The organism is Peribacillus asahii, from assembly GCF_003570725.1.
Classification (GTDB): Bacteria; Bacillota; Bacilli; order Bacillales; family DSM-1321; genus Peribacillus; species Peribacillus asahii.
Genome location: NZ_QWVS01000002.1, coordinates 1 through 24,043, shown reverse-complemented (window position 1 = coordinate 24,043; position 24,043 = coordinate 1). Strand labels below are relative to the sequence as shown.

The 24,043-nt window shown below is 35.4% G+C and carries 17 protein-coding genes and 1 pseudogene; 17 read left to right on the top strand and 1 reads right to left on the bottom strand.

What is annotated here, in order from left to right:
* The first annotated feature begins 850 nt into the window (after nt 1–850).
* The 10 genes and pseudogenes from D1953_RS00200 (at nt 851) to D1953_RS00155 (ending at nt 18,164) form a co-directional block, all read left to right on the top strand.
* Nucleotides 851–1,609 (top strand): FRG domain-containing protein, encoded by a 759-nt coding sequence (locus D1953_RS00200; protein WP_119115144.1) that lies wholly within the window; start codon nt 851–853, stop codon nt 1,607–1,609.
* 13 nt (nt 1,610–1,622) lie between these two features.
* Nucleotides 1,623–2,711 (top strand): DUF262 domain-containing protein, encoded by a 1,089-nt coding sequence (locus tag D1953_RS00195; RefSeq protein ID WP_182480456.1) that lies wholly within the window; start codon nt 1,623–1,625, stop codon nt 2,709–2,711.
* A gap of 179 nt (nt 2,712–2,890) precedes the next feature.
* A pseudogene (locus D1953_RS21585) lies at nt 2,891–3,022 on the top strand (site-specific integrase); the annotation flags it as partial.
* Nucleotides 3,023–3,810: 788 nt separating this feature from the next.
* The gene (locus D1953_RS00185; protein ID WP_119115142.1) at nt 3,811–4,329 is read left to right on the top strand and encodes a hypothetical protein; all 519 of its coding nucleotides are present in this window, start codon (nt 3,811–3,813) and stop codon (nt 4,327–4,329) included.
* Nucleotides 4,330–5,249: 920 nt separating this feature from the next.
* Nucleotides 5,250–5,702, top strand: coding sequence for a BREX-3 system P-loop-containing protein BrxF (brxF, locus tag D1953_RS00180; RefSeq protein ID WP_119115141.1), 453 nt, complete (start codon nt 5,250–5,252; stop codon nt 5,700–5,702).
* 17 nt (nt 5,703–5,719) lie between these two features.
* Complete coding sequence (locus D1953_RS00175; RefSeq protein ID WP_119115140.1) at nt 5,720–9,421, top strand: DUF6079 family protein; 3,702 nt, start codon at nt 5,720–5,722, stop codon at nt 9,419–9,421.
* 16 nt (nt 9,422–9,437) lie between these two features.
* Nucleotides 9,438–12,224 (top strand): DNA methyltransferase, encoded by a 2,787-nt coding sequence (locus D1953_RS00170; RefSeq protein WP_119115139.1) that lies wholly within the window; start codon nt 9,438–9,440, stop codon nt 12,222–12,224.
* 21 nt (nt 12,225–12,245) lie between these two features.
* Nucleotides 12,246–14,183 carry a BREX-3 system phosphatase PglZ gene (gene pglZ, locus D1953_RS00165; RefSeq protein ID WP_119115138.1) on the top strand — a complete coding sequence of 646 codons (1,938 nt, stop codon included), beginning with the start codon at nt 12,246–12,248 and terminating at the stop codon, nt 14,181–14,183.
* A gap of 17 nt (nt 14,184–14,200) precedes the next feature.
* On the top strand, nt 14,201–14,908 hold the full coding sequence (locus tag D1953_RS00160) for a hypothetical protein (RefSeq protein ID WP_119115137.1): 708 nt from the start codon (nt 14,201–14,203) through the stop codon (nt 14,906–14,908).
* Nucleotides 14,909–14,954: 46 nt separating this feature from the next.
* Nucleotides 14,955–18,164, top strand: coding sequence for a helicase-related protein (locus D1953_RS00155; RefSeq protein ID WP_119115136.1), 3,210 nt, complete (start codon nt 14,955–14,957; stop codon nt 18,162–18,164).
* Nucleotides 18,165–18,291: 127 nt separating this feature from the next.
* Here the strand turns inward: D1953_RS00155 and D1953_RS00150 are convergent, their stop codons facing one another.
* On the bottom strand, nt 18,292–19,455 hold the full coding sequence (locus D1953_RS00150; protein ID WP_119115135.1) for a hypothetical protein: 1,164 nt from the start codon (nt 19,453–19,455) through the stop codon (nt 18,292–18,294).
* A 108-nt stretch (nt 19,456–19,563) separates the two neighbouring features.
* Here D1953_RS00150 and D1953_RS00145 point away from each other — a divergent pair, with 108 nt between their 5' ends.
* From D1953_RS00145 to D1953_RS21045, 7 genes are all read left to right on the top strand, one after another.
* A complete protein-coding gene (locus D1953_RS00145; protein ID WP_182480455.1) occupies nt 19,564–19,803 on the top strand; it encodes a helix-turn-helix domain-containing protein in 240 nt (79 codons plus the stop codon).
* 96 nt (nt 19,804–19,899) lie between these two features.
* The gene (locus tag D1953_RS00140) at nt 19,900–20,550 is read left to right on the top strand and encodes a CHC2 zinc finger domain-containing protein (RefSeq protein ID WP_119115133.1); all 651 of its coding nucleotides are present in this window, start codon (nt 19,900–19,902) and stop codon (nt 20,548–20,550) included.
* Entirely contained in the window at nt 20,502–21,896 is a 1,395-nt protein-coding gene (locus D1953_RS00135; RefSeq protein WP_119115132.1) for a virulence-associated E family protein, read from the top strand. Before D1953_RS00140 ends, D1953_RS00135 begins: the two co-directional genes overlap by 49 nt.
* A 500-nt stretch (nt 21,897–22,396) precedes the next feature.
* Nucleotides 22,397–22,636, top strand: a complete 240-nt coding sequence (locus D1953_RS00130) for a hypothetical protein (protein WP_142920423.1) — start codon at nt 22,397–22,399, stop codon at nt 22,634–22,636.
* A 142-nt stretch (nt 22,637–22,778) separates the two neighbouring features.
* Nucleotides 22,779–23,297 carry a hypothetical protein gene (locus tag D1953_RS00125; protein ID WP_119115130.1) on the top strand — a complete coding sequence of 173 codons (519 nt, stop codon included), beginning with the start codon at nt 22,779–22,781 and terminating at the stop codon, nt 23,295–23,297.
* Between the two features lie 45 nt (nt 23,298–23,342).
* The gene (locus D1953_RS00120) at nt 23,343–23,531 is read left to right on the top strand and encodes a hypothetical protein (RefSeq protein ID WP_119115129.1); all 189 of its coding nucleotides are present in this window, start codon (nt 23,343–23,345) and stop codon (nt 23,529–23,531) included.
* 263 nt (nt 23,532–23,794) lie between these two features.
* Nucleotides 23,795–23,935 (top strand): hypothetical protein, encoded by a 141-nt coding sequence (locus tag D1953_RS21045; RefSeq protein WP_182480454.1) that lies wholly within the window; start codon nt 23,795–23,797, stop codon nt 23,933–23,935.
* Nucleotides 23,936–24,043: the final 108 nt, after the last annotated feature.

The window sequence follows — 24,043 nt, the reverse complement described above, 5'->3', positions numbered from 1 at the left end:
CTACGCTGCCAGCGTGGTCGGTGTATTTTCTTGTAATGACCTAAAGTATCCGAGAATGGCTTTATATCAAGGTTTTTAGGGTGTTTGTAAGTTTTGAAATGAACTCTAATGTCCGGTAGTTTTCTATAGTGTGTGACCAAAATGTTACCAATGGGTGACCAGTAACTTAGGTTTAAATATACACCTAGTGTATATAACAGAAACAGAGTGGAGTTTTGAGATGTGATGGTATGCTAAAAAATAAGTAACAACAAAATTTACCTCGGTTTTCCTTTTGAAATCATGTTTTTCTGAAATCGGTTTGACACCGATTACCGGTATCTTTAGAAAAAATGGAGTTTCTTTTAAAAGAGATAAACCACTCATAAAAGTTGATATATCAATGTTTGTGGGTGTTTTTGTTTTTATGGGAAAAAGGGATGGAAAAAGTGGGTTTTAAATACTTTTTATATAAGTATTTTCTTATTAATTTCCAGTAAATTATCTTTCTACTTTTTGGGTCCGGAACGAAAAAACGTTTAATGATATTGAAAGTAAAACAATGGTAGACGAATAAGTAATCCAAAATTTATTATTTAGCAAACGGGTCAGATTGTTAAATAGGAGTTCAAGTCATTTATTGGTATCTGAGTTAAGGTTGTTTGGGATTAATTAGAGTGAACCGTAGCACAAGTGATGGCAAAGCAAATAATTGAGGTTACTCTGGATAAACATGTGTTTATATTAATTAAATAGCAATATGCATGGATTTTTCTAAGTTGTTAAAAAACTTACTTTTAGCTATTATTAACTAAGGGGAAATAGGGTAAATATTACCTAAGAAAATATACAATGAGGAGAGGAAAAATAAATGCAATCGTCGGGAGAACCTATTAAGTCTGTTGTTGAATATTTGGAGCGTATCAAAAGTGTATATGGAGGTAAAGACTTACTTTGGTTTCGAGGCCAAGCCAAAGATTATGAAGAATTAATACCGAAGTTATTAAGATCAGAAAAAGGCCTTGAACTAGAGGAAAGTTTATATTACCGATTTCAGGCGAAAGCTATTCCAATGTTGGACAAGGTACCAAATACATATTTTGAATGGCTATTTGTTATGCAACATTATGGAATTCCCACAAGATTATTGGATTGGTCAACTGATGCTTTAATCGCTCTAGCTTTTGCGGTTACGAGTAGAAAGGAATATCATAAAGATGATAACGCAGTGGTATATTGTCTTGAACCTTATAAATTAAATACTGAATTTAATGAAATGTACGATAAGCCATCTAAATTAATTCCTAATATTATTATGAATGAGATAGACCAAAACTTTAGCTATAAGTCACAGAATCATTACAGGTGGCCCATTGCTTGTATCGGGCCATTAAACAACACAAGGATAGTTGCACAGAAAGGTGTTTTCACATTATCCCCAATTAGAAGAGAGAATTTTTCCCTAAAAGGATTGGCACATTCCTCTCAATTTTTAACAAGTATTGACGTACATAAAGGCCATATTGAGCAAATTACAAATGAGTTGGCTATGTTAGGTATTAGAGAAAGTAGTCTATATCCTTCTTTGGAGAATTTATCATTTGAAATAACTCAAGAATTTAATTTATAAGGAGGAGATTACATTGTTTGAAATTATCCCGACACGAACAGAACCTAATCAGACGATTTTTGACTGGTATAAACGAAAAGAAAAAATAAACTTCAATCCACCGTATCAAAGAGTCAGTGGATTATGGGATTTAAGCGGAAAACAGTTATTTATTGATTCATTGATCAACGGTTTCGATATTCCGAAATTCTATGTTCATAGAATGCTGTCTACTGAAAAAGGGTATTTATACTCAATAGTAGATGGAAAACAAAGAATGCAAAGTATCTTTGATTTTATTGGGAATCAATTTCCTCTATCAAAGGATTTTGTGTTGTATGAGAATGGGTCGGATAAGCTTGCGGGCAAGTATTATGAGGAAATAGCTTCTTCTTATCCAAAGATAATAAATCGATTTGACCAATATGTACTTGATGTAGTTCAAATAATTACAGAAGATGAAGAATTGATTAGAGAATTGTTTTTGAGGCTTAATGAAGGGGTTAACTTAAATAATTCTGAGAAAAGGTTATCGAAAAACAGTTATTTAAATGAAAAAATAAAAGAAATTGTAAATACAAATAAATTTTTTGAAATGATTCAATTTAAAAATCGGAGATATGAACACGAAGAATTGCTTACAAAAATCGTGTTGCTAGAACACGAAGAAGAATTCGTGTCTTTGAGTAAAACAAATCTAGATAAGTTAATTGAAAGATATGTTTATTCTGATGAAAAGATTGATCGAACTTTATATTCAGTAAACTCGTTGTTAGAAGATATGACTGAAATCTTTGAGGGAAGAGAACCTATTCTATCCCAAAAGTCCATTATCCCAATTTATTATTTATTTGTTAAAAGAAATTACCGTGGGAATAGTAAACAAATTGCTGAATTTCTCATAACTTTTGAAGATATAAGGTATGAAAATAGAAAATTAGATATATCTCATTCAAACCCAATCCTTATTGAATTTGATCGACTAAATCAGCAGGGGGCAAACTCAAAAAATTCAATAAAGAAGCGCTATACAATCATTGAGGATTTTTATAATGTATTTCTAACTGGAAAAATTAAAATTAATGCAGTAACTGAGTTGAATGATATAGATTTAGATGAATAAAATTTTAAATTGCCTAGACATGAATATTAAATGGCTAGGCTTTTTCTGTGAAAAGAACCTAATTAGGAGCACTTCACAGGTGGTTTAAGGATCGGATAGAATATTATTTGGTATCCCAGCAATTATAATAACAGGGCAGCCAATGCGGTAAGTGCTTGAACCGCATGGACATTTCTTAAGGAATCAATGTGAAGGTCATTTAGGAGCGGTTAGGGCACAGCAACATAAAAGTGACGCTTGATACGTATTCGCACGTTTCTCTTATTATACAAGAAGAAGTGGCCTGTAAGCTGGACGAAACTATCAAGTAATAGGTAGGAGGTGTGACCGGACCGTTATCAAATCGTTACCAAAGAGCTATTTAGCTAAAATTTGAATGTGAGAAAGTGATAACGGGAAAACCTTGAGAGATCAAGGTTTTCCCGTTTCTTTTATAATACGGAGCATAGGCACTCACACCCCTGATTCTACGCTGCCAGCGTGGAAAGCGAAGTTTCCTATAGTTTGTTAACATGCTCATAAATGACTTTATATCACGGTTTTCAGGAGATTTCCAATGATTAAATGAACTGTAGTTTCAGGTAGTTTTCAGTAGTTTGTGACCAATATATTGTTTTAAAAATGTAAATTATAATTGCTTTGAGATGTAGTGGTATGCCAAAAGTTAATATAAGTGAGTTTTTTTCCGGTTTACAAACAGGAGATTAAAATTGAATAATTGGATTTGGACCATTCGATAAAAAGTAATTAAGTGGCCTAAATAATACTGCAATTGAAATAGTATTTGTTGATCCAAAAAGCTAATTTTTTAGCCTAGAGGAGAAGGTTCCTCTAGTTTTTTTACATTGATTAGGATGTGGAGTAAAGTTTACACGTATCCATATGAATCGTACTTTAGATTGTAAAACATGTCACTTAAACTAAACCAGCTAATAGTTTGTTAATATTTTACAATTTAAAGATTGAAATCGTAGATGATATACTAAAAAGCGCATACCAAATAACTTTCGGTTTTCTTTCGGATGGGGGGCTTTGACAGGTTAGAATAATTTTATAGAGTTACATTAAAATTTATTCAAGATATAATGGAGGAAATTTTATGAATATCTTAAAAAAGAAAATTTTTATAATCTTAGCAGTGTTATTGTTTTCTATAGTAATAAGTAATCCCAATGTATTAGCTAATAGTAAAAAGCAACTTGCACAGTTAGTGATGGAGCATGAAGATAAGATAAACAATTTAATAAAGGATGTTGATATTCTTAAGAAAGAGACGCAAACCACTAATGAAGTTTTAACTGAAGAGACTAAACAGGCACTTTTAAAAGAATATAGAGGCTCAATGCAATATTTAATAACTCCAGAGGATGAAGATAAAATTAAAATAGTAGAAACGAAAATTGTGGAAAAAGATGGAGAATATGTTTTTCAGGTTTATACAGAAGGTACAGCAGGATATACTCATAGTCCAGAAAATGTTTGGAGTTTTGAACCAGGAAAAGTCATAGCATTTAACACTGCCCAAAATTTTAACACGATTAATACGATGTATAATGTGGATTTATCTCTTGAGTTTTATCATAATGGTGAACAAGTTAAAATGTTCGCTCGTCCATAAATTTCAAAAAAGTATATAAAGTATTTTTAGAAAATAAGCGACAACCATTTGAGTGTCGCTTATTTGTTTAGACCTTACTCTTTAACTTTTGCGCAAATAGTCGATCGTGGTACACATGTCACTTTAACAATATCATTAACGCTTAATCCATTTGATTCCCATTCCGTATAGTATACAGCTTTAAAGTCTTCTTAGCGTCATTCTCAGCCTTTTCTAATTTATTAGTTTTTCTAGGTGTACAGTCAGTTATTCTTTTATATTCCAAAGGGAAAAAATTATCCGTATTTGCCCTGAATGTACTCGACAATGAGGAAAAAGAGATAATTCTTCATGATAATAAGAGAACGGGAATATTGAGAGGTATATTAAATTCTGAGCTTATTAAAGGAAAACATTACATTTTTTATCATAATATACTTTACTAAAGCCATTAGAATAAGTGGAGAAAAATACATCTTTCTAGTGACGTTAAGTAGAAATATCGAAAATGAGGTAAATTGGACTGAACATGTTAAAAGGATTGGAAGTACTTATATTGAATGACAATGGATTAAAAGTGGAATATGAAAATAAAGTATGATAACATTTCTTTGATTACAGGATATTCAAATAAGGAATTGTTTATTAGGTAGTAAAAACATAAAGAAATTATTAAGCATTCGGGTAACCGATTGCTTTTTTAGTTTAGAAAGAGGGGAGAATGTAAAAAACTAGAACTATTTTGTTATTATTTGAGATGTTATTATTTACTTAGCCCTCGCTTTTAGCTTTTAAAATTATTGGTTAATTTTACCCATTGTAAGAAGCAATTGTTATAATAGGTAATAGGGATTGTAAAGGGTAGGTAGTAGAGTCAATTGAAAGACTTCTCTATCACATAAATAAATTATATATAGAAAAGATTATCTGAAGGTGTCATAATGCGTACAGATTTAGTGAGAAAAATAGAGCAGGAATTGAAAAGTATTTCGTCCAAATATTATAAGATACTTCTTGTTTGCGAGCATCAAAAAGGGAATTCTGTTCAATACATAGGTCAGAGCGGGAATTTTCCTGTTTTAAACATTAGTTTACTGCTAAGTGAGAAACTAAAGGAGTACCCGAGAAAGCGGATGACAAATCGAGTCCATGCTTTGTTGAGTGATATTTTGAAGGAAACAAGCAGTGATGTAATCTGTTTAGAGCACATCGAAATATTGTTTGACCCAAATCTTAATCAAGATGCGATTCAACTTTTGCAATCTTTCAGTAGAAACTATACTCTAATTGTTTCTTGGAGAGGCACATACAATGGTAAAAAGTTTACATATGCAGTACCTGGACATCCTGAATACTATGAGTGTTCGGATTTTGATGGGACCATAATTACATGAAAAAGGGGAATATTTAGATGAAGTACCGGGAATTAGTTCAATTTGAACCAATTGAATCTGTTATACAGTTGACAGATGCAAATGATAAAGAACGAGCATATCAGCTTATTGATACATATGTTATTTCTGAAAGAATGTCTGAACAGCTAGACGAAGCAGTTATTGAACAACTACAATTTCATCGGCCAGTAGACAACAAAGGATTGTTTATTGTCGGTAACTATGGAACTGGTAAATCGCATTTAATGAGTGTCATTTCAACAATTGCAGAGCTAGAAGGTGCAAGCAATCATATTCAAGATGAACGAGTCGCTAAAAAGGCCAAGGAGATTGAAGGACAATTCAAAGTCATTCGTACAGAAATTGGTAGTGTTCGTACATCTTTACGTGATATCTTGTGTGAGGCAATAGAAGAAGGTCTATATGATATGGGGGTGGATTTTAAGTTTCCGCCTGTAGATCAAGTACGTAATAATAAAGATTCGTTGACAGAAATGATAGGACTGTTCCATGAGGTATATCCTGAGCACGGACTTCTACTTGTAGTAGACGAGCTTTTGGATTACTTGAGAAGTCGGAAAGAGCAGGAATTGACTTTGGATCTTGGGTTCTTACGAGAAGTTGGGGAAGTTTGTAGTAAAACACGTTTGCGTTTCATTGCGGGTATCCAAGAAATGTTGTTTGACAATCCGAAATTTAGTTTCGTGGCTGATTCACTTCGTCGTGTAAAAGAGCGTTTTGAACAAGTTCGTATTGTTCGAGAGGATATCGCATACGTTGTATCGCAGCGTTTGCTCAAGAAGGATGAAAAACAGAAAGCTTTAATACGAGAACATTTAAGTCAATTTACTTCTTTGTATCATCGCTTGAATGAGGATTTAGATACATATGTTAATTTATTTCCTATTCATCCAGCGTACTTATCTACTTTTGAAAAGGTAAACGTGGCTGAGAAGCGGGTGGCCTTAAAGACGATAAGTAGTGAAATTAAACGAATACTTGAAGAAGATGTACCAGAGGGAGCACCCGGTCTAATTTCTTACGATAGCTATTGGAAATTTATTGAGGAGGACCCTTCTTATAAAAGTAATCCAGATATCCGTGAGGTCCTAGATAAATCACGTCTTTTAAAGGATCGTATTCAAAATGCCTTTACTAAAAAAATGTATCAACCAATGGCTATCCGAATTGTTAACGCTTTGGCTGTGTACCGTCTTGCAACAAGTGATATTTTCGATAAGGTTGGCTTGACTCCTGATGAGCTTCGTGATGATTTGTTTTTGTATTCGACAATGAGCTTAGACATGTTATTAGAAGACGATAACCCGTCGGATTTTCTAAAAACAACTGTCGAGGCTGCGTTGCGTGAGATTTTAAAAACAGTTAGTTTCCAGTATATATCTACGAATGAAAGCAATGGACAGTACTTTTTAGATTTGAAAAAAGATATTGCCGTGGATGACTTAATTGAACAAAAAGCTGAGACAATCGAAGACGATAAGTTAGATAGCTATTATTATGAAATTCTTAAACAAGCAACACAAGTGGCGGACAATACGTATGTGACGGGATATAAAATTTGGAAACATAATCTTCCATGGGAAGCCCATAAAGTAACCCGTCAAGGCTACTTGTTCTTTGGTGCACCGAATGAACGCTCGACAGCACAGCCTGAAAGAGATTTTTACATTTATATGCTAAAGCCGTTTAGTGATGTGAAGTTTAAAGATGAGCAAAAATCAGATGAGGTCTTTTTCCAACTTGCAGTGAAAGAGGAGCAATTTGTCCATTTACTGAAAATGTATGCCGGAGCAAGAGAGATGGAGATTTCAGCAACATCTGCTACGAAACGATTATATGAGTCGAAATCAGCTTCTTTCTTTAAAAAGCTTGTTACATGGCTAAATGAAAATTTTGTACATGTTTTTGATATTACCTACCGAGGGAAAACAGCTAACGTTCTGGAATTTGGTATGATGCTTCCGCAAAATGGGACGGTTACGGATATTATAAATATAGTCGCAGAAGGGTTGCTAACGGATTGGTTTGAAGAAAAGTATCCTGACTATCCAACATTTAGAAAGCTTCAAGCTACTTATTTAAATAAAGAAAACTTGCCAACCTATGTATCAGATGCACTGCAGCAAATTTCTGGGAAAGAAACGAGACAGGGGACGGCCATATTGGACGGTTTAGTTTTACTGGATCAAAACGGTAAATTAAATGTTCGTCATTCTGGCTATGCTAGATGGGTATTAGAGAAGTTAAATGAGAAAGAACACGGGCAAGTTTTAAACATAACCGAACTGATAGAAGCGGTCACCATTAAGGGTACGGAGGATGTTCGCTATACGATTCAATATAAAATGGAGCCTGAGCTATTTGTTGTTGTACTTGCTGCATTAGTATACAGTGGCGAGCTAGTGGTGACGGTAAATGGAAAACCATATGATGCGATGAACTATACAGAGTTCTCCCGTTTACCATTAGGGCAACTGACATATTTTAGCCATGTGAAAAAACCAAGCGGACTCCCTGTTGCGGCAATCAATGCACTGTTTAACTTGTTTGACGTGACGATTCCAAATCTGGAAGAAGGAAATTTAACACATGGTATTCGTTTAGTTGTCGGATATGCTCGTGATAAAGTTCAGAAAGTAGTGCGCATGGTTCCGACTATTCGTACTGGTTTTCCAATTTGGGACGGTACTCTGTTTACGGCAACAGAAGTTCAAGAATATGTACAGCAGTTAGGGCAGTTAAAGGAGTTTTTAGAAGGTATTCAGCGATATGATACACCAGCCAAGTTGCATAATCTAAAATATTCAGCGGACGATATTCAAGCACAAGTTAATTATCTACATGCATTAAATCAATTAGAAGGGCTAGAAGCGAAGGTTAAAGAATACACAAATGTGGCGAATTATCTTGCTCAAGCGAAACTGCATTTAGACCGAAATCATGCTTGGAATGAAAAAGTTGAAGCGGCGTTATATGATTTATCCGTTGCACTAAAAGAAGGACAAGACTATAGTAATGAAGTTCAGGCTATTGAAGGATTAAAAGAAGAATATATTCATTTATATATGGAACTCCATGATAAGTCTAGACTTAATGCTACAGAAGACATGAAGAAAAGCAGTCTGTTAAACGATCAGCGTGTAAAAGCTTTAAGGGAACTATCGCAAAAAATTGATATTCTCCCTAGCCAAATATTAGCGGATTGGCAAAACAAAATGGATTCTTTACGAGTCTGCTATCAATTGACACGTGAGGATTTACAACATACAGCGACATGTCCGCATTGTAAGTTTAGGCCGAAGGAAGAAACAGCTATCAATCAGTTTAGGCTTGAGACATTGGAAGATGAATTAGGGGAATTGCTAAATAACTGGACCAATACGCTGTTAAATAACTTTAATGATCCATCAGTTAAGGAAAACATCGCATTACTAAGACCAGAGCAGCAGGAGCTTGTACAGCAATTCATTGCGCATCAGTCTTTCACAATGCCAATTGATTTACGTTTGATTCAAGCAATCAATGATCTATTGAAGGGAATTAATAAGGTAGAAATCACATTAGACCAAATCACTAACATGATGGCTAACGGAAGTCCTTTGACAGTAGAAGATCTTCGTAAGCGCTTTGAAGCAATGATTCAAGAGACAGTAGGGAGTCAACCGACCAATCGTATACGTGTAATGTTGAAAAAATAATGAGGTGAAGAGTGTAATGTCAAAAGATACAGAACAGCTCTCATTTGTGAATGAAAATACTCAAGCAGACAATCAACCAGTTGTCTGTTTGGGGATGACATTTAAGAATGATGATGAGCGAAGAGAATATTTTCGAAATGAATTGAGAAAGAAGTTACCAGAGCTTAAGGAGATTGAGGGGTTTCCTATAGGGAATGATGAGGATATTATTGCTTTGTCGGATCCACCTTATTATACGGTTTGTCCGAATCCTTGGAATAATGAATTTTTAAAATTATGGAAAAATGATAATTTTGGAAATGAGCAAGATGTGGCTAGGAAACCATACACAGCAGACATCTCGGAAGGGAAGAGAGATCCAATATATATTGCGCATTCCTATCATACGAAAGTCCCGCATAAAGCCATTATGAGATATATATTGCACTACACTAAGCCAGGAGATGTAGTTTTAGACGGGTTTGCAGGGACTGGAATGACAGCAATTGCGGCAAATTTATGTGGGAATCAAAAAGAGGTAAATAGCTTAGGATATCAAGTAAACCAAGATTTACAAGTGATTGATGAGGAAGGAAAAGTAATTTCTAAATTGGGTAATAGGAAAGCTATAATAAATGATTTGTCTCCTCAAGCCTCGTTTATTTCCTATAACTTTAATAGTCCAACCGATACTCATTTATTCGAGCAAGAAGCTTTGTCTATAATAAAAAGTGTCGAAGAGAGATACAAATGGGCGTACCAAACGTATCATATAGATTCTGAAACTAATTCTAAAAAATTATGTAAGGTAAACTACTATGTATGGAGCGATGTTTTTGAATGTCCCAATTGCGCTAACGAAGTTGTTTTTTGGGAAGCTGCAAGTGATTCTGAAACAGGGAAGGTAAAAAAGGCTTTTTCTTGTCCATCATGTAATGTAGAACTTACTAAAAATAAAATGGAACGAATTAAAGAAACGATTTATGACCAACTTCTTGAAAAGGTAGTTGAGCAATCCAAACAAGTATTAGTGCTTGTAAACTACTCTTTTGGCAAAAAGAAATTCTTTAAGAAGCCAGATGATTATGATATTGAGGTATTACAAAAAATCACAGAAATGCAATTTCATAATTGGGTACCTACAATAGGGCTTCCAGATGGTTACAATACTAAACAGCCAATTAATAGTCATGGGTTTACAAATGTGCATCATTTTTACTCTTTGAGAAATCTGCATATTCTATCTGAGTTATATAATCGTTTTAAGAAAAGCTCATTGGAGAATCCTTTACTACTACTTTTTAGTAGTCAATTAATAAACATTTCTAAATTGAATCGATTTAGACCAGAAGTATCATTTCCTTATAATCCTTTAAATGGGACACTTTATATTGGATCACAGGTAAGTGAATCTAATGTCTTTGATGCATATTATAATAAATTAAAGCGATTCGTTGATGCTTATAAAATTCAGTCTCGTTCAACTGTGATTTCTTGTAGTTCAACTACTGATTTAGAACTTGAAGAAAATTCTGTCGATTATATTTTTACAGATCCACCTTTTGGAGCTAACATAATGTACTCAGAATTAAGCTTTATTTGGGAGTCTTGGTTAAAAGTTAGAACAAATAATAATACTGAAGCTATTATTAATAGCACTCAAAGAAAAGGGCTTCCCGAATATCAGGATTTGGTAGAAAAGTGTTTTAGTAATTACTATAAAGCTTTAAAACCAGGAAGATGGATTACTGTAGAATTTAGTAATTCTCAAGCAAGTGTATGGAATGCTATACAAGAGGCTATCCAGAGAGCGGGTTTTGTGATTGCGAATGTTTCTGTGTTGGATAAACAACAAGGAAGTTTTAAAGCAGTTACCTCGACAACTGCAGTAAAACAAGATTTAGTTATCTCGGCCTATAAACCTAGAGAGGAAAATGTTCAGAAAATGAAACATGAAGCAAACACGGAAGCATCAGCGTGGACGTTTGTTATGCAACATCTTGAACAGCTTCCTGTATTTATAGGGCAGAAAGGTGAGGCTACTATTATAGCAGAGCGTACACCTCGAATATTGTTTGACCGTATGGTAGCATATCATGTTCAAAATGGATTACCAGTTCCTATTTCTTCTCCAGAATTTCAAGTAGGTGTAGCACAGCGTTTTCCAATGCGGGATGGTATGGCATTTTTAGAGAATCAGGTTGCAGAATATGATAAGAAACGCATATTAGTAAAAGAATTTGCCCAAATGAGCTTATTTGTTTCCGATGAAACAAGTGCAATCGAATGGATTCGTCAGCAATTAATGAAAAAAACACAAACACGTCAGGATTTACATCCAGCATTTATGAAAGAAATCCAACATATTGCCAAGCATGAAATGTTGCCGGAGTTGGATGACTTACTTTATCAAAATTTCCTTCGCTATGACGGTGATGCTTCTGTTCCTGATCAAATTGCCAGCTATTTGCGCAAGAATTATAAAGATTTGCGTGGTTTAGATAATGATGATTCGACATTGAAAGATAAAGCATTAAACCGCTGGTATGTTCCAGATCCAAACAAGCAAGCGGATTTGGAGAAGTTGCGTGAGAAATCACTGTTACGTGAATTTGAAGGATACATTGAAGAGCTTGAAAAGAGCAAGAAGAAGTTGAAACAATTCCGTACAGAAGCTGTTCGTGCAGGATTTAAGAAGGCATGGAGTGATAAGGATTACCAAAAAATTGTGACAGTCGGTGAGCGTCTTCCTGAAAGTGTGATTCAAGAGGATGATAAGTTGCTGATGTATTACGATAATGCTCAAATTAGATTAGGATTATAAGTAAGGACAAGGGGAACAAAGATGACAAATTGGCGAGATAAAATATGTAGACAATTTAATAATAACAACCCTTTGTATCTTGTTCTGGATCGTGATCAATTGCTGTTAGATGAGCTAATTTTAACAAGCTTACATGAAGAGAAGATACAAGTGGTCAATTTTAGTGATAGCATTCTATTTCGTTATGAGTTTGAGAGGGAGTATCGAGCTAGAATTGAACAGAGAGATGGCTGTCTACTTGTAAGAGCGGAGGAGCAAGATTATAATGTGTTTCCCTATGACTTACTGCAGTCTGGTCAGCGGGTTCGTCTTGATTTAGCGAATATCTTCCCAAAGTTCTCTGCACAAATTATAAGACAGCTTGATATAGAAGTATTTGATGCCTTGTATGCCGCCCACGAGCGGTATCAAGGCTCTTCTTCTAATAAAGATACTCTAGATTTTCTAACAAAGCATCTCTATAAGCTACCTTATGATTTAGTATATACACGTGCTGAGCTTTGGAAGTTGCTACTTACCATTCATTACGAATTAGATTTCATTCCAGATGTCGTGAAAGAATATATCGTGAGCGTACTTATACAGAAGAGCGACCTGGCAGAGTTGCCAATCAAAGAGCTTGTCTTTTCGTCTTCATTTTTCTATAGCTACCTTGGAGTAGAATGGGATACGTTTGTGCATCAGGTTCATGATTTAGCAGTAACACAAAGTGGAGTTGCGATTGAGGATGTAGGATATTATGAAGCTCATCCCTTTACAAATCCATCTATTAAAGGTATATTAGATAATTTGTTTGGAGAAGGATTGGTTCAGCCGGTAGAGAGTCTTCAAGTGAACGTTTTACCTGAGTGGATGCATGTCGGCATAAAGACAGATACGTTAAGAATGGATACAGATCAGCTGGCGCATTTATATCAACGTTTAAAAGAGTCAACAATCAATGATTATCGCTATAAAGAATGGGGTAAGTTTGCAGAAACATACGGACAGTTTAAGCATCGAGCTATAGTAACAGGGACCTTTACTCAGGAAGCGGCAGAAATTTCTAATCAAATTGATGAGCCATTTGAAGAGTGGATGTTGCAGTATTATGGATCTCTTAGTACCTTACCGCATTTGCCATGGCCAAAGATGGTTCACCATATTCCTCATTATTTAGCGACACAACAGGAGAATAAGATGGCCTTACTCGTGATGGATGGAATGGGCTTTGTTCAGTGGGCCCAGATACGAGAGGAACTCATTCGACAGGGGTTATCTTTTGAGGAACATGGAGTATTTGCTTGGGTTCCGACGTTAACATCGGTGTCACGTCAATCTATTTTTTCAGGAATGAAGCCATTTTATTTTGCTAACTCCATCTCTACTACTAACAAAGAATCTGTATTATGGAATAAGTTTTGGGAGAATCAAGGTGTACCACGTAAAAATGTTGTTTATCAAAGAAGTCTTGGTCAAGAAATATATGAAAAGGAAAATATTTTGCCATTAAAACAGCCAAATGTAAGGGTATATGGTGCTGTAATTGATATTGTAGATCGTATGTTACATGGTGCCGTACAAGGAGCTAGAAGTGTGTCTTCCGAGTTAAGGATATGGTTAGACACCAATTATTTATCTCGCTTAATTCGGGACTTGCAGGAGGCTGGCTTCACGATTTATATAACGGCCGATCATGGTAACCGGGAGAGTGTCGGAATTGGGCGCATTTCCGAAGGGGTTCTTGCTGAAACGAAAGGTGAACGTGTTAGGATTTATGATTTAAAACAATTAAGAGATTTTGCAGCTGAAAAACATAATCAAACATTGAAATGGAATGACATTGGCTTACCTAATCAATATCATGTACTATTAGCTAGGAATGGTGCTGCGTTTGTAAATCGTGGAGAGACTATTATGAGCCACGGTGGCATTAGTATCGAGGAAGTTATTGTTCCATTTATAAAAGTAATGTCTTAAGTAAGAGGTAGGTTAATGTGACTAAACCAATAGGATTTGATCAGAAGGTGCTGCTCCATCACCTTGACTTTACAGCAAATGAAGCTAGAAGACTAGAACGTAAGGAAATGTATGATGTATTGGAAAACTTTCTTCGCACTGATATTCAAGGTGCAAAATCTCGGAAAAATGCCATCACGATGTTGATGAAAATATGGTATTTAGTTGGTGAAAATCATTCTTCTATTCGTGAAAAAGCTTTAGAGATGTTCCCATTATTAAAACAAGAGGAACGGATTTTACTTCATTGGTGCATGACGATATTAGCATACCCATTTTTTTATGATTTAGTTAGGGAGATGGGACTTCATCTTCGTATGCAGGATATGGTACCCAGCCAAGTCTTAGGTAGAAAGATGAAAAGCCTTTACGGAGAAAGACGTAGGGTAGAGGTAGCAACGAGTGCTGTGCTAACAAGTATTAAGTCTTGGGGAATTACTGAACTTTACAAAAATCGTTCCTATTCATTATCTGAAAAAATTGAAGTTCATTCTCCAGAATTAAAACAGTTGATTGCAGAAGTTTTACTGGCGTGTAATGATGCACATATTCTGCCATTAGAACTAATGAATAACAATGCTCTATTCTTCCCTTTCGATTATCATATAAAAGCAAGGGACTTAATTGAAGATAAATTTGAATTAGTAAAAAGTATTGATATGACAATGGTAGAGTTAAAAAGATAATGTCCCTTATTCATTTGAATAGGGGATCTTTTATAGGGGGATGTTGATGCTTAGAGCGGGAGATGTTGTAAAAGGACCACAGTTTCCTGAAACAGTTGAGATTAAGAAATGTGAAGCAATAGATGAAGTGTTTTACGTTGTCGAAGCAATTGGCAGAACTTCAAACCAGTTCTTTGAGATATTAGTAGAGAAGGATTCATTTGCATCGATGGAGCGTTTAAATGTGTCAGATTCAACTGAACAGAAGCTTGATCCATTAGATATTCAGCAGTATTTACTATACAATGCGTTACGCAACGAAGCAAAGTATGCAAAGACAAGAGCATTAGGGAGTAAAAATCTTTTACCTTTGCCACACCAAATTGAAGCGGTTTATGGACGAATGTTGCAAGTTCCACAAACTCGGTTCTTGTTAGCTGACGACCCGGGTGCAGGGAAGACAATCATGTCAGGAATGCTGATTAAAGAATTGAAAGCTAGGCATAGTGTGGAACGAATTTTAATATTGGTACCACCCTTAGTTTTGAAACAGTGGCAAGAAGAATTATATGAGAAATTTCATGAATCGTTTCATATTATTAATCGAGCGGTAGTGAAAGAGTATGGTGGAAAAAATCCATTTGTTTCTAATAATCAGTGCTTAGCATCCGTATATTGGGCTGCAAAAGATGATATTAAGCAGCTAATTAATGAAGCGCAGTTTGATTTGATTATTGTCGATGAGGCACATAAAATGGCGGCCTATACACATGGTACAATCAAAAAGAAAACGACACGGACGAAGCTATATCAGCTTGGGGAACTTCTACTACGGAAGGTGCCGCATTGTTTATTACTAACAGCCACTCCACATAAAGGGGATATGGAGAATTTTCGTCATTTAATGAAGCTCATTGATGAAGATATCTTTTCAAATACTAGCGTAAATGAGACATTGAGAGAAAAAAGTAATCCTTTCATTATTAGAAGATTGAAAGAGAATTTGAAGAATTTTGATGGTACACCTATTTTTCCGAAGAGGACAACAAAAACTATTCAATATCATTTAACAGATGAAGAATTAGATTTATATGATGCTGTAACAAATTATGTTAAGGAGCATTTTAATCGTGCGATGAACAATGGAAATAATAGCACGGCATTTGCAATGATGCTATTACAGCGTCGACTCAGTTCTTCAATAGAAGCCATTCACTTATCGCTGCAACGCCGATACAAGCGCTTGAGAAAGCTCTATCAGCAAACGGAGATGGAGCGAAATAAATATATGAAGTTGATAGAGAAAATGAATGTGGCAGAGTACGATGAAGAGACAAATGAGCAACAAGAGTTAATGGAGCAGAGACTGGAACAAGCTGTTGATCTCATTGATACGGAAGAATTAGAAAAAGAATTGAAAGAATTGAAGCGTTTACTTGCTAAAACAACACATTTGCAGACGTATGCCATTGAGAGAAAATATCAGGAGCTTGAAGAGACATTATTCGGTGTAGACGGGCTACTTCATCAAGGAGAAAAGATTCTTATCTTTACAGAAGCCGCTGACACTATGAATTATTTAGAACGTAAACTTTTGGAGCGTGTGCCGAAAGTAGCAAAGATTGTCGGTAGTTTTTCAATGGATGAACGCAGACGGCAAGTAGAAATGTTTCGAAATGAGTGCCAAATTATGATTGCGACGGATGCCGGCGGCGAGTCAATTAATTTACAGTTCTGCAATCAAATGATTAATTATGATATTCCGTGGAATCCTAATAAGCTAGAACAAAGGATGGGACGTATACATCGAATTGGGCAAAAGAATGAAGTCTTTATCTTTAACCTAGTAGCTCAGAATACGAGGGAAGGTCATGTTATGACGCGACTTCTAGAAAAGATGGAGAAAATGAAGGAAGATTTGGGATCGGACCTTGTATACAATTTTATTGGAGAATTATTAGAAGATCATGATAGTTTAGCATCGATTATGCAAGAAGCAGTTCTGAATAGAGAGAAACTAGATGATGTTATTGCAAAGATGGACAAAGCGATATCTGATGAACACTTAAAGATCCTTAAGGTTATGCAAGAAGAGCGTTTAGACGAAGAAACCATTGATGTTCCTTCTCTAAAGCGTGAACAAGGTGAAATAACTGTACAGAAAATCCCATTTCGTACGCATTTATCTTTTGCGGATTATATCTTAAAAAAGAGAAATGTGCGAGTTCTTGAGTCAAATGAAGGGAAAGTAAAGCGGATTGAACGGATTCCGAAGTTCTTGCGTGAATCATTTCCTCAATTGCATTTGACGAATTCAGAGGTTTATAGATATACAGGCTATAAAGAGTATGAAACGTCCGATGTTTCAATGCTACACGAAGATCATTCCATTTTTAAATTGGCTATGGAATTAACAGCGAAAGAAAGTGAAAAGTTTGCTTTGGGACGTTATATGATTTCTTATGATATTCCGGAGCCGCTTAGTGTAGAAGTTTATAGTCTTACAATTAATGATGGAACAGGAAAAGAACTACAAAGCCAAATTATTTATATGGCAAAAAGACAAGATGGCTCTATTATACAATTAGACCCGTATTGGTTATCGATAAGCCAGTTTGAGGGGGCTTTGACAGAGCTTAATTCGATACAGGATTCGATATCTATGTCAAAAGCTTTGGCAGCTGGTATTGAGATAAGGGATAAAATCCGTTCTAAAAGAGAAATTCAACTTAATAAATTAGCAAACTTTTTAAACAAAGCATTTCATAGTCAGTATAATGATACGTTAGCTAAATTGAATAAATATCAGATGGAGAATGCGGACAACAAAAATTCTGCACTTATAAATCAAATGAATGCTCAACTTATTGATATTGATGCGAAAAAAGAAGAGCGGACAGCCTTAATCAATCGCCAGAGAAATATAACGATGAAACCACCAAAACGACTTGTACAAATGGAACTGATACCAACTGGTAGGGCCAATCGAGTCTTAGCTGTAGACTATTATAGAATTGTAGAAGTTTATGAGAAGCAAAATGGCCGCCAAAATGTGAAGATGTTTGATAATATGGCCCTTGTGGATTTCTACAGCGAGCGATTTAATGGTGAGGAACGTTTTATTATCATCTCCAATAATGACCACTATATGCCCACAGAAGAGCATTTAGAGGACCTTGGTGATATGTTGGAGAAGGTTTATATCTATATCGTAAAGCATGGACAAGTGGTAGCAGAACGAGCTATGAGAGAAGAGCTGTTTATATATAAGCAATAATAATAATTAAGAGGATAAGGCTAATTAATCAAAGTAAATACGGATTCAAAATACGGGTTAAGCACTTTAAAACAACACATCAATAAATGCTCGTGACGTTTTAATTAAAAAAGGGGGATTACCCCTTTTATTTTTTCCTTTCTCTTCTTTTATCAAGTCTTTTCCGTTTTCTGTAACAATCCAGGTTATCTTCTTGGTTGCAAAATGTCTTACCTTTTTTTCCATAGATAATATTTCCGCATAAAGAGCATGTTTTCATAAATTTATTTTCAATATTCACAATTTTATTTAATTCCCACCAAAGGTAACCTTCCCAGCCAAAAATCCTCGTAACAGGTACTTTTTCTTTAAATATTTCTTTATATTTAGGGTGATCAAGAAGTTCTCTAAGGTTATCCACTTCAATATTAAAGCTTCCTTCTATATCAAAAAGTAATGATTCCGGACCTTTAGTCATTAGAGTGGGTGCTATAATTAGAGCTTCTAGATTGGTCCATCCTTCTTTCGTAAAATTGTTGGCTTGTAATTTAATTTTACTCCTGTTTTTTTCAATATCTCGCGCACAATTCTTCATTAAATTTCTGTGATTTAATAAATCCATCCCACCGCCATCTGGAAACATCCTAAAAAATGGTTCATTCCATAAAATTGCGCTGTGAAAAGATTTTTTTCCATCTTTGTTAATTACCAAATTTAGAGTTTCTTCTGTTGGCTGATTATCCCATTGGTATGGTCCATTTAATTTGAGACTCTCAGCTTCAGGACTAATAATTTCCACCGAGCTATTTTCATCCGACGTTAACTTTAATACGACTTCATGTGTTTCTTCATCAAATTCTGAGATAGGAAATGATGGACCTGGAGTTAAACCTATTTCCACTTCTTTATAAATAACTTCGTTTTCTTTAAAAAAAGGTAAGGGCAAATTAATTGTTTTTTTAGCACTAACAAAACCAAAATTACTTGAATTTAACCACAAGTTTAATAGATTAGTAGGTATAATACCTTTCCATTTTTCTGGAATTGGATTCCCGATTGGAGGATAAAAGGCTCCATCTTTTGAAACATTTACAACTGTAATACAATTCAAGGTTTCACTCGGTATTGCGCATTCATGATATTTAAAAATAGATACCGATTTAGACCACCTTTTAACTTCGTTCAAGCCTGGAAGTAACCAAATTCTATCCTCCCCAAGCCAGTTCCTCTGTGCACGTTGTATGTCCCTTGAAAATGAGGGAGTATCCCAACTTTTATTAAAAAAAGGAAGCCACAACTGAATTGGTTTCAAAATAAAACACCACCTATTGTCGCACGATTTGTCGCACGATTTTTTTCTATGTAAATTATATTACCATGAATTTGTAGTAATTAGGTAAAAATGGAAGGAGGTGGAGATATGACCCTAATAGAGTATCTTCGTAAGGAAAAAGGGCTGTCCCAGATTCAATTAAGTAGGGAACTTAATATTAATTCATCTGCAATTGCTCAATTAGAAAATGAGTATAGAAAAAGCTGGCCCAAGCTGAGGAAACAGTTGTCGCTGTTTTTTGGAGTAGAAGAAAGTTGTTTATTTGATACGGATGGGTGGCCTAAGAAAATAAATATAGATTTACCAAAGATTCCACTGAAGAAGTAAACATTGATAAATAAAAAATCTTTTGTATAAAGAGTTTTTAATAGGGTTAAAAGCTTTAGGACATATTCACAATCTTTTTTAGGAGTAGGCGTGAAAATGAATCTGACTTTAAACTATACCATTAGAGAAGTAAAATCAAAGATTGATATTTTAACAATCGTTGAGGAGTCACCGATACAGTTGCGGAAAAGAGGACGGAATTTTATAGGGCTATGCCCATTCCATAGTGAAAAAACAGCCTCTTTTAGCGTAAATCCCCAGAAAAATATATTTAAATGTTTTGGCTGTGGGGTCAGTGGTGATCAGATAAACCTTTATGCACGATTAAATGGTATAAAAAATGGGCAAGCAATTTTTCGTCTGGCTAAACGGATTGGGTTAGCACAAACAAAGCTAACTAAAGAACAGAAGCTAGAAGTTATCAGTCAACAAGAAGATAGGGAACTTGAAAAGCGCTTTTTGAAGAAATGTAACGAAATGTTTTATTTCTTCTGTGACCTAAGGGATTACATGAGGGAAAGGGCAGGAACATATAAAACGATAGATTGCTTGGAGAAGGATTCCCTTTTAATTTGTTACTACCACGACAGAGCACTTCTTGAGGATCTTTTAAATGGATTATTAGCAGGTTTACGCGATGAAATAGATATAGAAAAGCAAATTAGTTATTTCTATGCTGCTAAGGGAGTTGTGGAACGATGGAAAAATCTCTTGAAGAATTATCCACCCTCCGAAAGTACGGCGTAGATAAGGCACTAGGTTTGAAAAATAACATGGTTTTTGGAGAAATGAAAACCGGTTCCCATAATGAACGCATAGTTATCGATTGGAAAGAGCAATTGCAAAAATCGGATAATGGGAAAATTTTGAGCAATGCCTTTAATACACTATTAATCTTAAAAAATGATGAAAACCTAAAGAGCAAATTTGCCTTCAATCTATTTACACAAAAGATTGATATTGTAGGGAATGTACCTTGGAAACGGCTAGGGCAATATCGGGAGATTACCAACCATGATGATTCATGCTTAAGAAATTATTTTTCCGTTCATTATGGTATCAAGTCGCAAGATATTATTTTCGATGCCTTAAATGAAGTGGTTTTGGACAACCAATATCATCCAGTAAGGGATTTCCTGAAAATGCTTAAATGGGATGGGAAAGAGCGGTTGGATTCTTTATTGGTCGATTTTTTTAATGCAGATGATACAGATTTAAACCGCTGGCAGATGCGATTAACATTAGTGGGAGCGGTTGCTCGGATATTCGAGCCAGGATGCAAATTTGACTTTGTTTTGACAATACAAGGAGGGCAAGGGATTGGTAAATCAACATTTTTTAAAGAATTAGCTGTTAGTAGTGACTGGTTTTCAGATTCCCTTGATGAAATTAGAGGCAAAGATGCAAAAGAGCATTTATCTGGAAATTGGATTATTGAATTAGGGGAAATGGCAGCGGTCGGTAAGGCAGACCAAAAGCGGATAAAACAGTTCATTTCATCATCAGAGGATGTATACAGACCTCCGTATGGGAGAAGGACAATTCGTGTTCCTAGACAATGTATTTTCGTTGCTACCACAAACGATGATCTACCTTTAAAGGATGACACAGGAAACAGACGATGGTGGATTGTTAAAGCACATACAAAAGAGCCATGGTTTAAAAAGAATAATCCACTTGAAGTAGAACAGATATGGGCTGAAGCAGTTTATCAGTATGAATACATGAAAGCAAATGATATACCATTAGCTTTACCTAGTAATCTGGAAAAGCAAGCCAGGAGGGTTCAATCTGATTTTACAGATAAAGGTGAGTTTGCAAGTATTATTGAAGAGGCTCTTGATAGGGGATATACCGAAGAACGTACACAGGAAGGAGTTATTAAAGTCCCAATTAACGAAACTTGTCCAATGCACGTGTGGGAAAAGGTCTTAAAGCGATACCGTGACCAATATACAACCGCTCGTGGCAGAGAAATAAAAGCAGTATTGAATAGCCTTGGGGAGTGGGAACAAGTCGGCAAAGGTAGGGTTAAATTTGGTGAATACGGAAAACAATATGTTTTCAGGAGAAAGGACAGAGAGGACAGGTAAAAGACAAATGATTTGTATCATCTGTCCTCATGATTCGCCCTTGAGCCATAAGAGTTGAAGAAGTTATAGGACAGAGAGGACAGATGATTTTCTATTAAAAGTAAACAGATAATATATCATTCCTATTTAGATTAACTGATTTTCATCTGTCATCTGTACGCAAAGGTGAGTCAGCCTTAGAGACACAAGGGATTTAACAAAGACTGATAAGGCGGACAGATATGTGTTATCTGTATTATCTCAGAAATTAATGCCAGTAGGTGGGGTATAGAATTGAAAAGAAGAGTCGAACCAACTACCTCCAAGTTAGCCGTTAGCCAATGTCGTCTCAATCACATGGTTATAGATAACTATTTTAGGAGTGATGTTACATGACTAAAATCATGAAAATTAATTAAAAAGAGCAATTTATTGAGTTAAGGGCAAATGGTGTTTCCTATGATGAGATAGCAAAGGAAATGGGGGTTAACAAGGCTACATTGATTAAGTGGGGTAGCGGGGTGAAGTTGGAAACTATTAATCGTTATGCTTTGGAATTGGAGCCGCTACAAGAAAAGTATTATGTTTCAAAGAAAAAGAGAATCGGGTTATTCGGTGAACAGTTAGTTCGTTTAAAAGAAGGGTTTGCAGCGCGGGATTTATCGGAAATTTCAACAGAAAAACTTTATGATATCACCATGAAAACCGCTGCTAGTTTAAAGCGAGGAGTAACTCCAAATCACTTTAAAAGAAGTGAGTAGCACGGAAGATTCATTGGATGATCTGTTGAACAAGTTTGCTTATATCGAGTGGAAACCAGGATTGCTCATTGAAGGGGAAGTGTTAACGATTGTAGCGAGGTACTTTGCTAAAAGTTAACCGAAAAGGAGGGGAATAGCCACAATGAAACCGCCATATGAACGCCAGGAAGGCGAAAGTAAACAAGCCTTTGAGGGCTTTATCGTTTATAGGAATTTGGGGCTTACAAGAAACCTTAAGGATGTTGGGAAAAAGCTAGGTAAAAATCACTCGTTAATTAAGCGTTGGTCATCTCAACATAACTGGGTAGAACGTGCCCAGGCATTTGATGAAGAGATGGATAAGCAGGCTATTTTGGAGAATGTGCAGCTACGAAAACAAATGATTAAGGACCATGCCGAAGTATCCCGACAATTGCTCCATAAGGTAAAAGACGCAATCGAACACATTAAGCCTGAAACATTATCACCTTATGAGATAGCAAAATTACTTGAAATTGCCGTGAAGGTTGAGCGGTTGAGCCGTGGTGAAAGTACCGATATTTCCGAAATTAGTCATAGTGGGGAAGTTTCTGAAAAGGTTAATGAACAGGATATTTTCAAGCGGGTTGACCAATATGCGGAAATCTATGAAAAAATGGCTAATAAAGGAAACCTTACTTAAAAACAGGTATACCTGAAGTGTACCGATTTGAAAGGGTGAAGGGCATTGAAATATATTATCCAGTTGGAAAAATGCATAGTCATTCTTACATCACAGGAAATTAATACACTTTTACAAAAGGATGCCGAAATCTTTAAAATGGCTTTAAATCGGGGGAAGCATTTTTTGCGAAGCCGAACACAGCGTGAAGGGGAAGTAAACCCATTCGAGCGGGAACAGTGGAAGAAACCGTGACTCTGAAAGCTTATATTGATGTTGCTGCCTTCTCAAAGCGTTACAGTTCCATTCCTTATATAAGAGGTTAATTGCTATCAGGAAATTAATTGAAGGAACTAAAATAACCAACTTAGAAAGAACTTCTCCAAGATACTGCTATAGCTCCGACTTAATCCATTGGGAGGAGAAATAACGAGTGATTAATCGCCAGAAAAAAATACGTTGTAGACAAGATTCCAAACAAAATCCTCTCGCATATTTTAAAACGAGGTGATTTCATCGTGAAAGTAAAATATGGTGAAAGAGGAACTTTTGATCCGGTGAAAGCAGCCAAGGGACTAATCGAATTGTATAATAAAATTAACAATCCAAATGTTCAAGATAAAAAAGAAAACGATAAAATAAAAAATAAAACAAATTAAACTCGTGTGCCACAAAGGTACACGGTTTTTCTTTTTTACTTACAAGGAGGGATATCCCTCAATGGTAAAGGCTAAATTATCGAATAAATTTTGAAATATTACAGATGT

What these genes read in the sequence shown, in the direction of transcription:
- pglZ (WP_119115138.1), top strand. Translation starts at nt 12,246, where the DNA reads ATGACAAATTGGCGAGATAAAATATGTAGACAATTTAATAATAACAAC.
- D1953_RS00135 (WP_119115132.1), top strand. Translation starts at nt 20,502, where the DNA reads ATGGAAAAATCTCTTGAAGAATTATCCACCCTCCGAAAGTACGGCGTA.
- D1953_RS00170 (WP_119115139.1), top strand. Translation starts at nt 9,438, where the DNA reads ATGTCAAAAGATACAGAACAGCTCTCATTTGTGAATGAAAATACTCAA.
- D1953_RS00155 (WP_119115136.1), top strand. Translation starts at nt 14,955, where the DNA reads ATGCTTAGAGCGGGAGATGTTGTAAAAGGACCACAGTTTCCTGAAACA.
- D1953_RS00140 (WP_119115133.1), top strand. Translation starts at nt 19,900, where the DNA reads ATGAATCTGACTTTAAACTATACCATTAGAGAAGTAAAATCAAAGATT.
- D1953_RS00145 (WP_182480455.1), top strand. Translation starts at nt 19,564, where the DNA reads ATGACCCTAATAGAGTATCTTCGTAAGGAAAAAGGGCTGTCCCAGATT.
- D1953_RS00185 (WP_119115142.1), top strand. Translation starts at nt 3,811, where the DNA reads ATGAATATCTTAAAAAAGAAAATTTTTATAATCTTAGCAGTGTTATTG.
- brxF (WP_119115141.1), top strand. Translation starts at nt 5,250, where the DNA reads ATGCGTACAGATTTAGTGAGAAAAATAGAGCAGGAATTGAAAAGTATT.
- D1953_RS00125 (WP_119115130.1), top strand. Translation starts at nt 22,779, where the DNA reads ATGAAACCGCCATATGAACGCCAGGAAGGCGAAAGTAAACAAGCCTTT.
- D1953_RS00200 (WP_119115144.1), top strand. Translation starts at nt 851, where the DNA reads ATGCAATCGTCGGGAGAACCTATTAAGTCTGTTGTTGAATATTTGGAG.
- D1953_RS00175 (WP_119115140.1), top strand. Translation starts at nt 5,720, where the DNA reads ATGAAGTACCGGGAATTAGTTCAATTTGAACCAATTGAATCTGTTATA.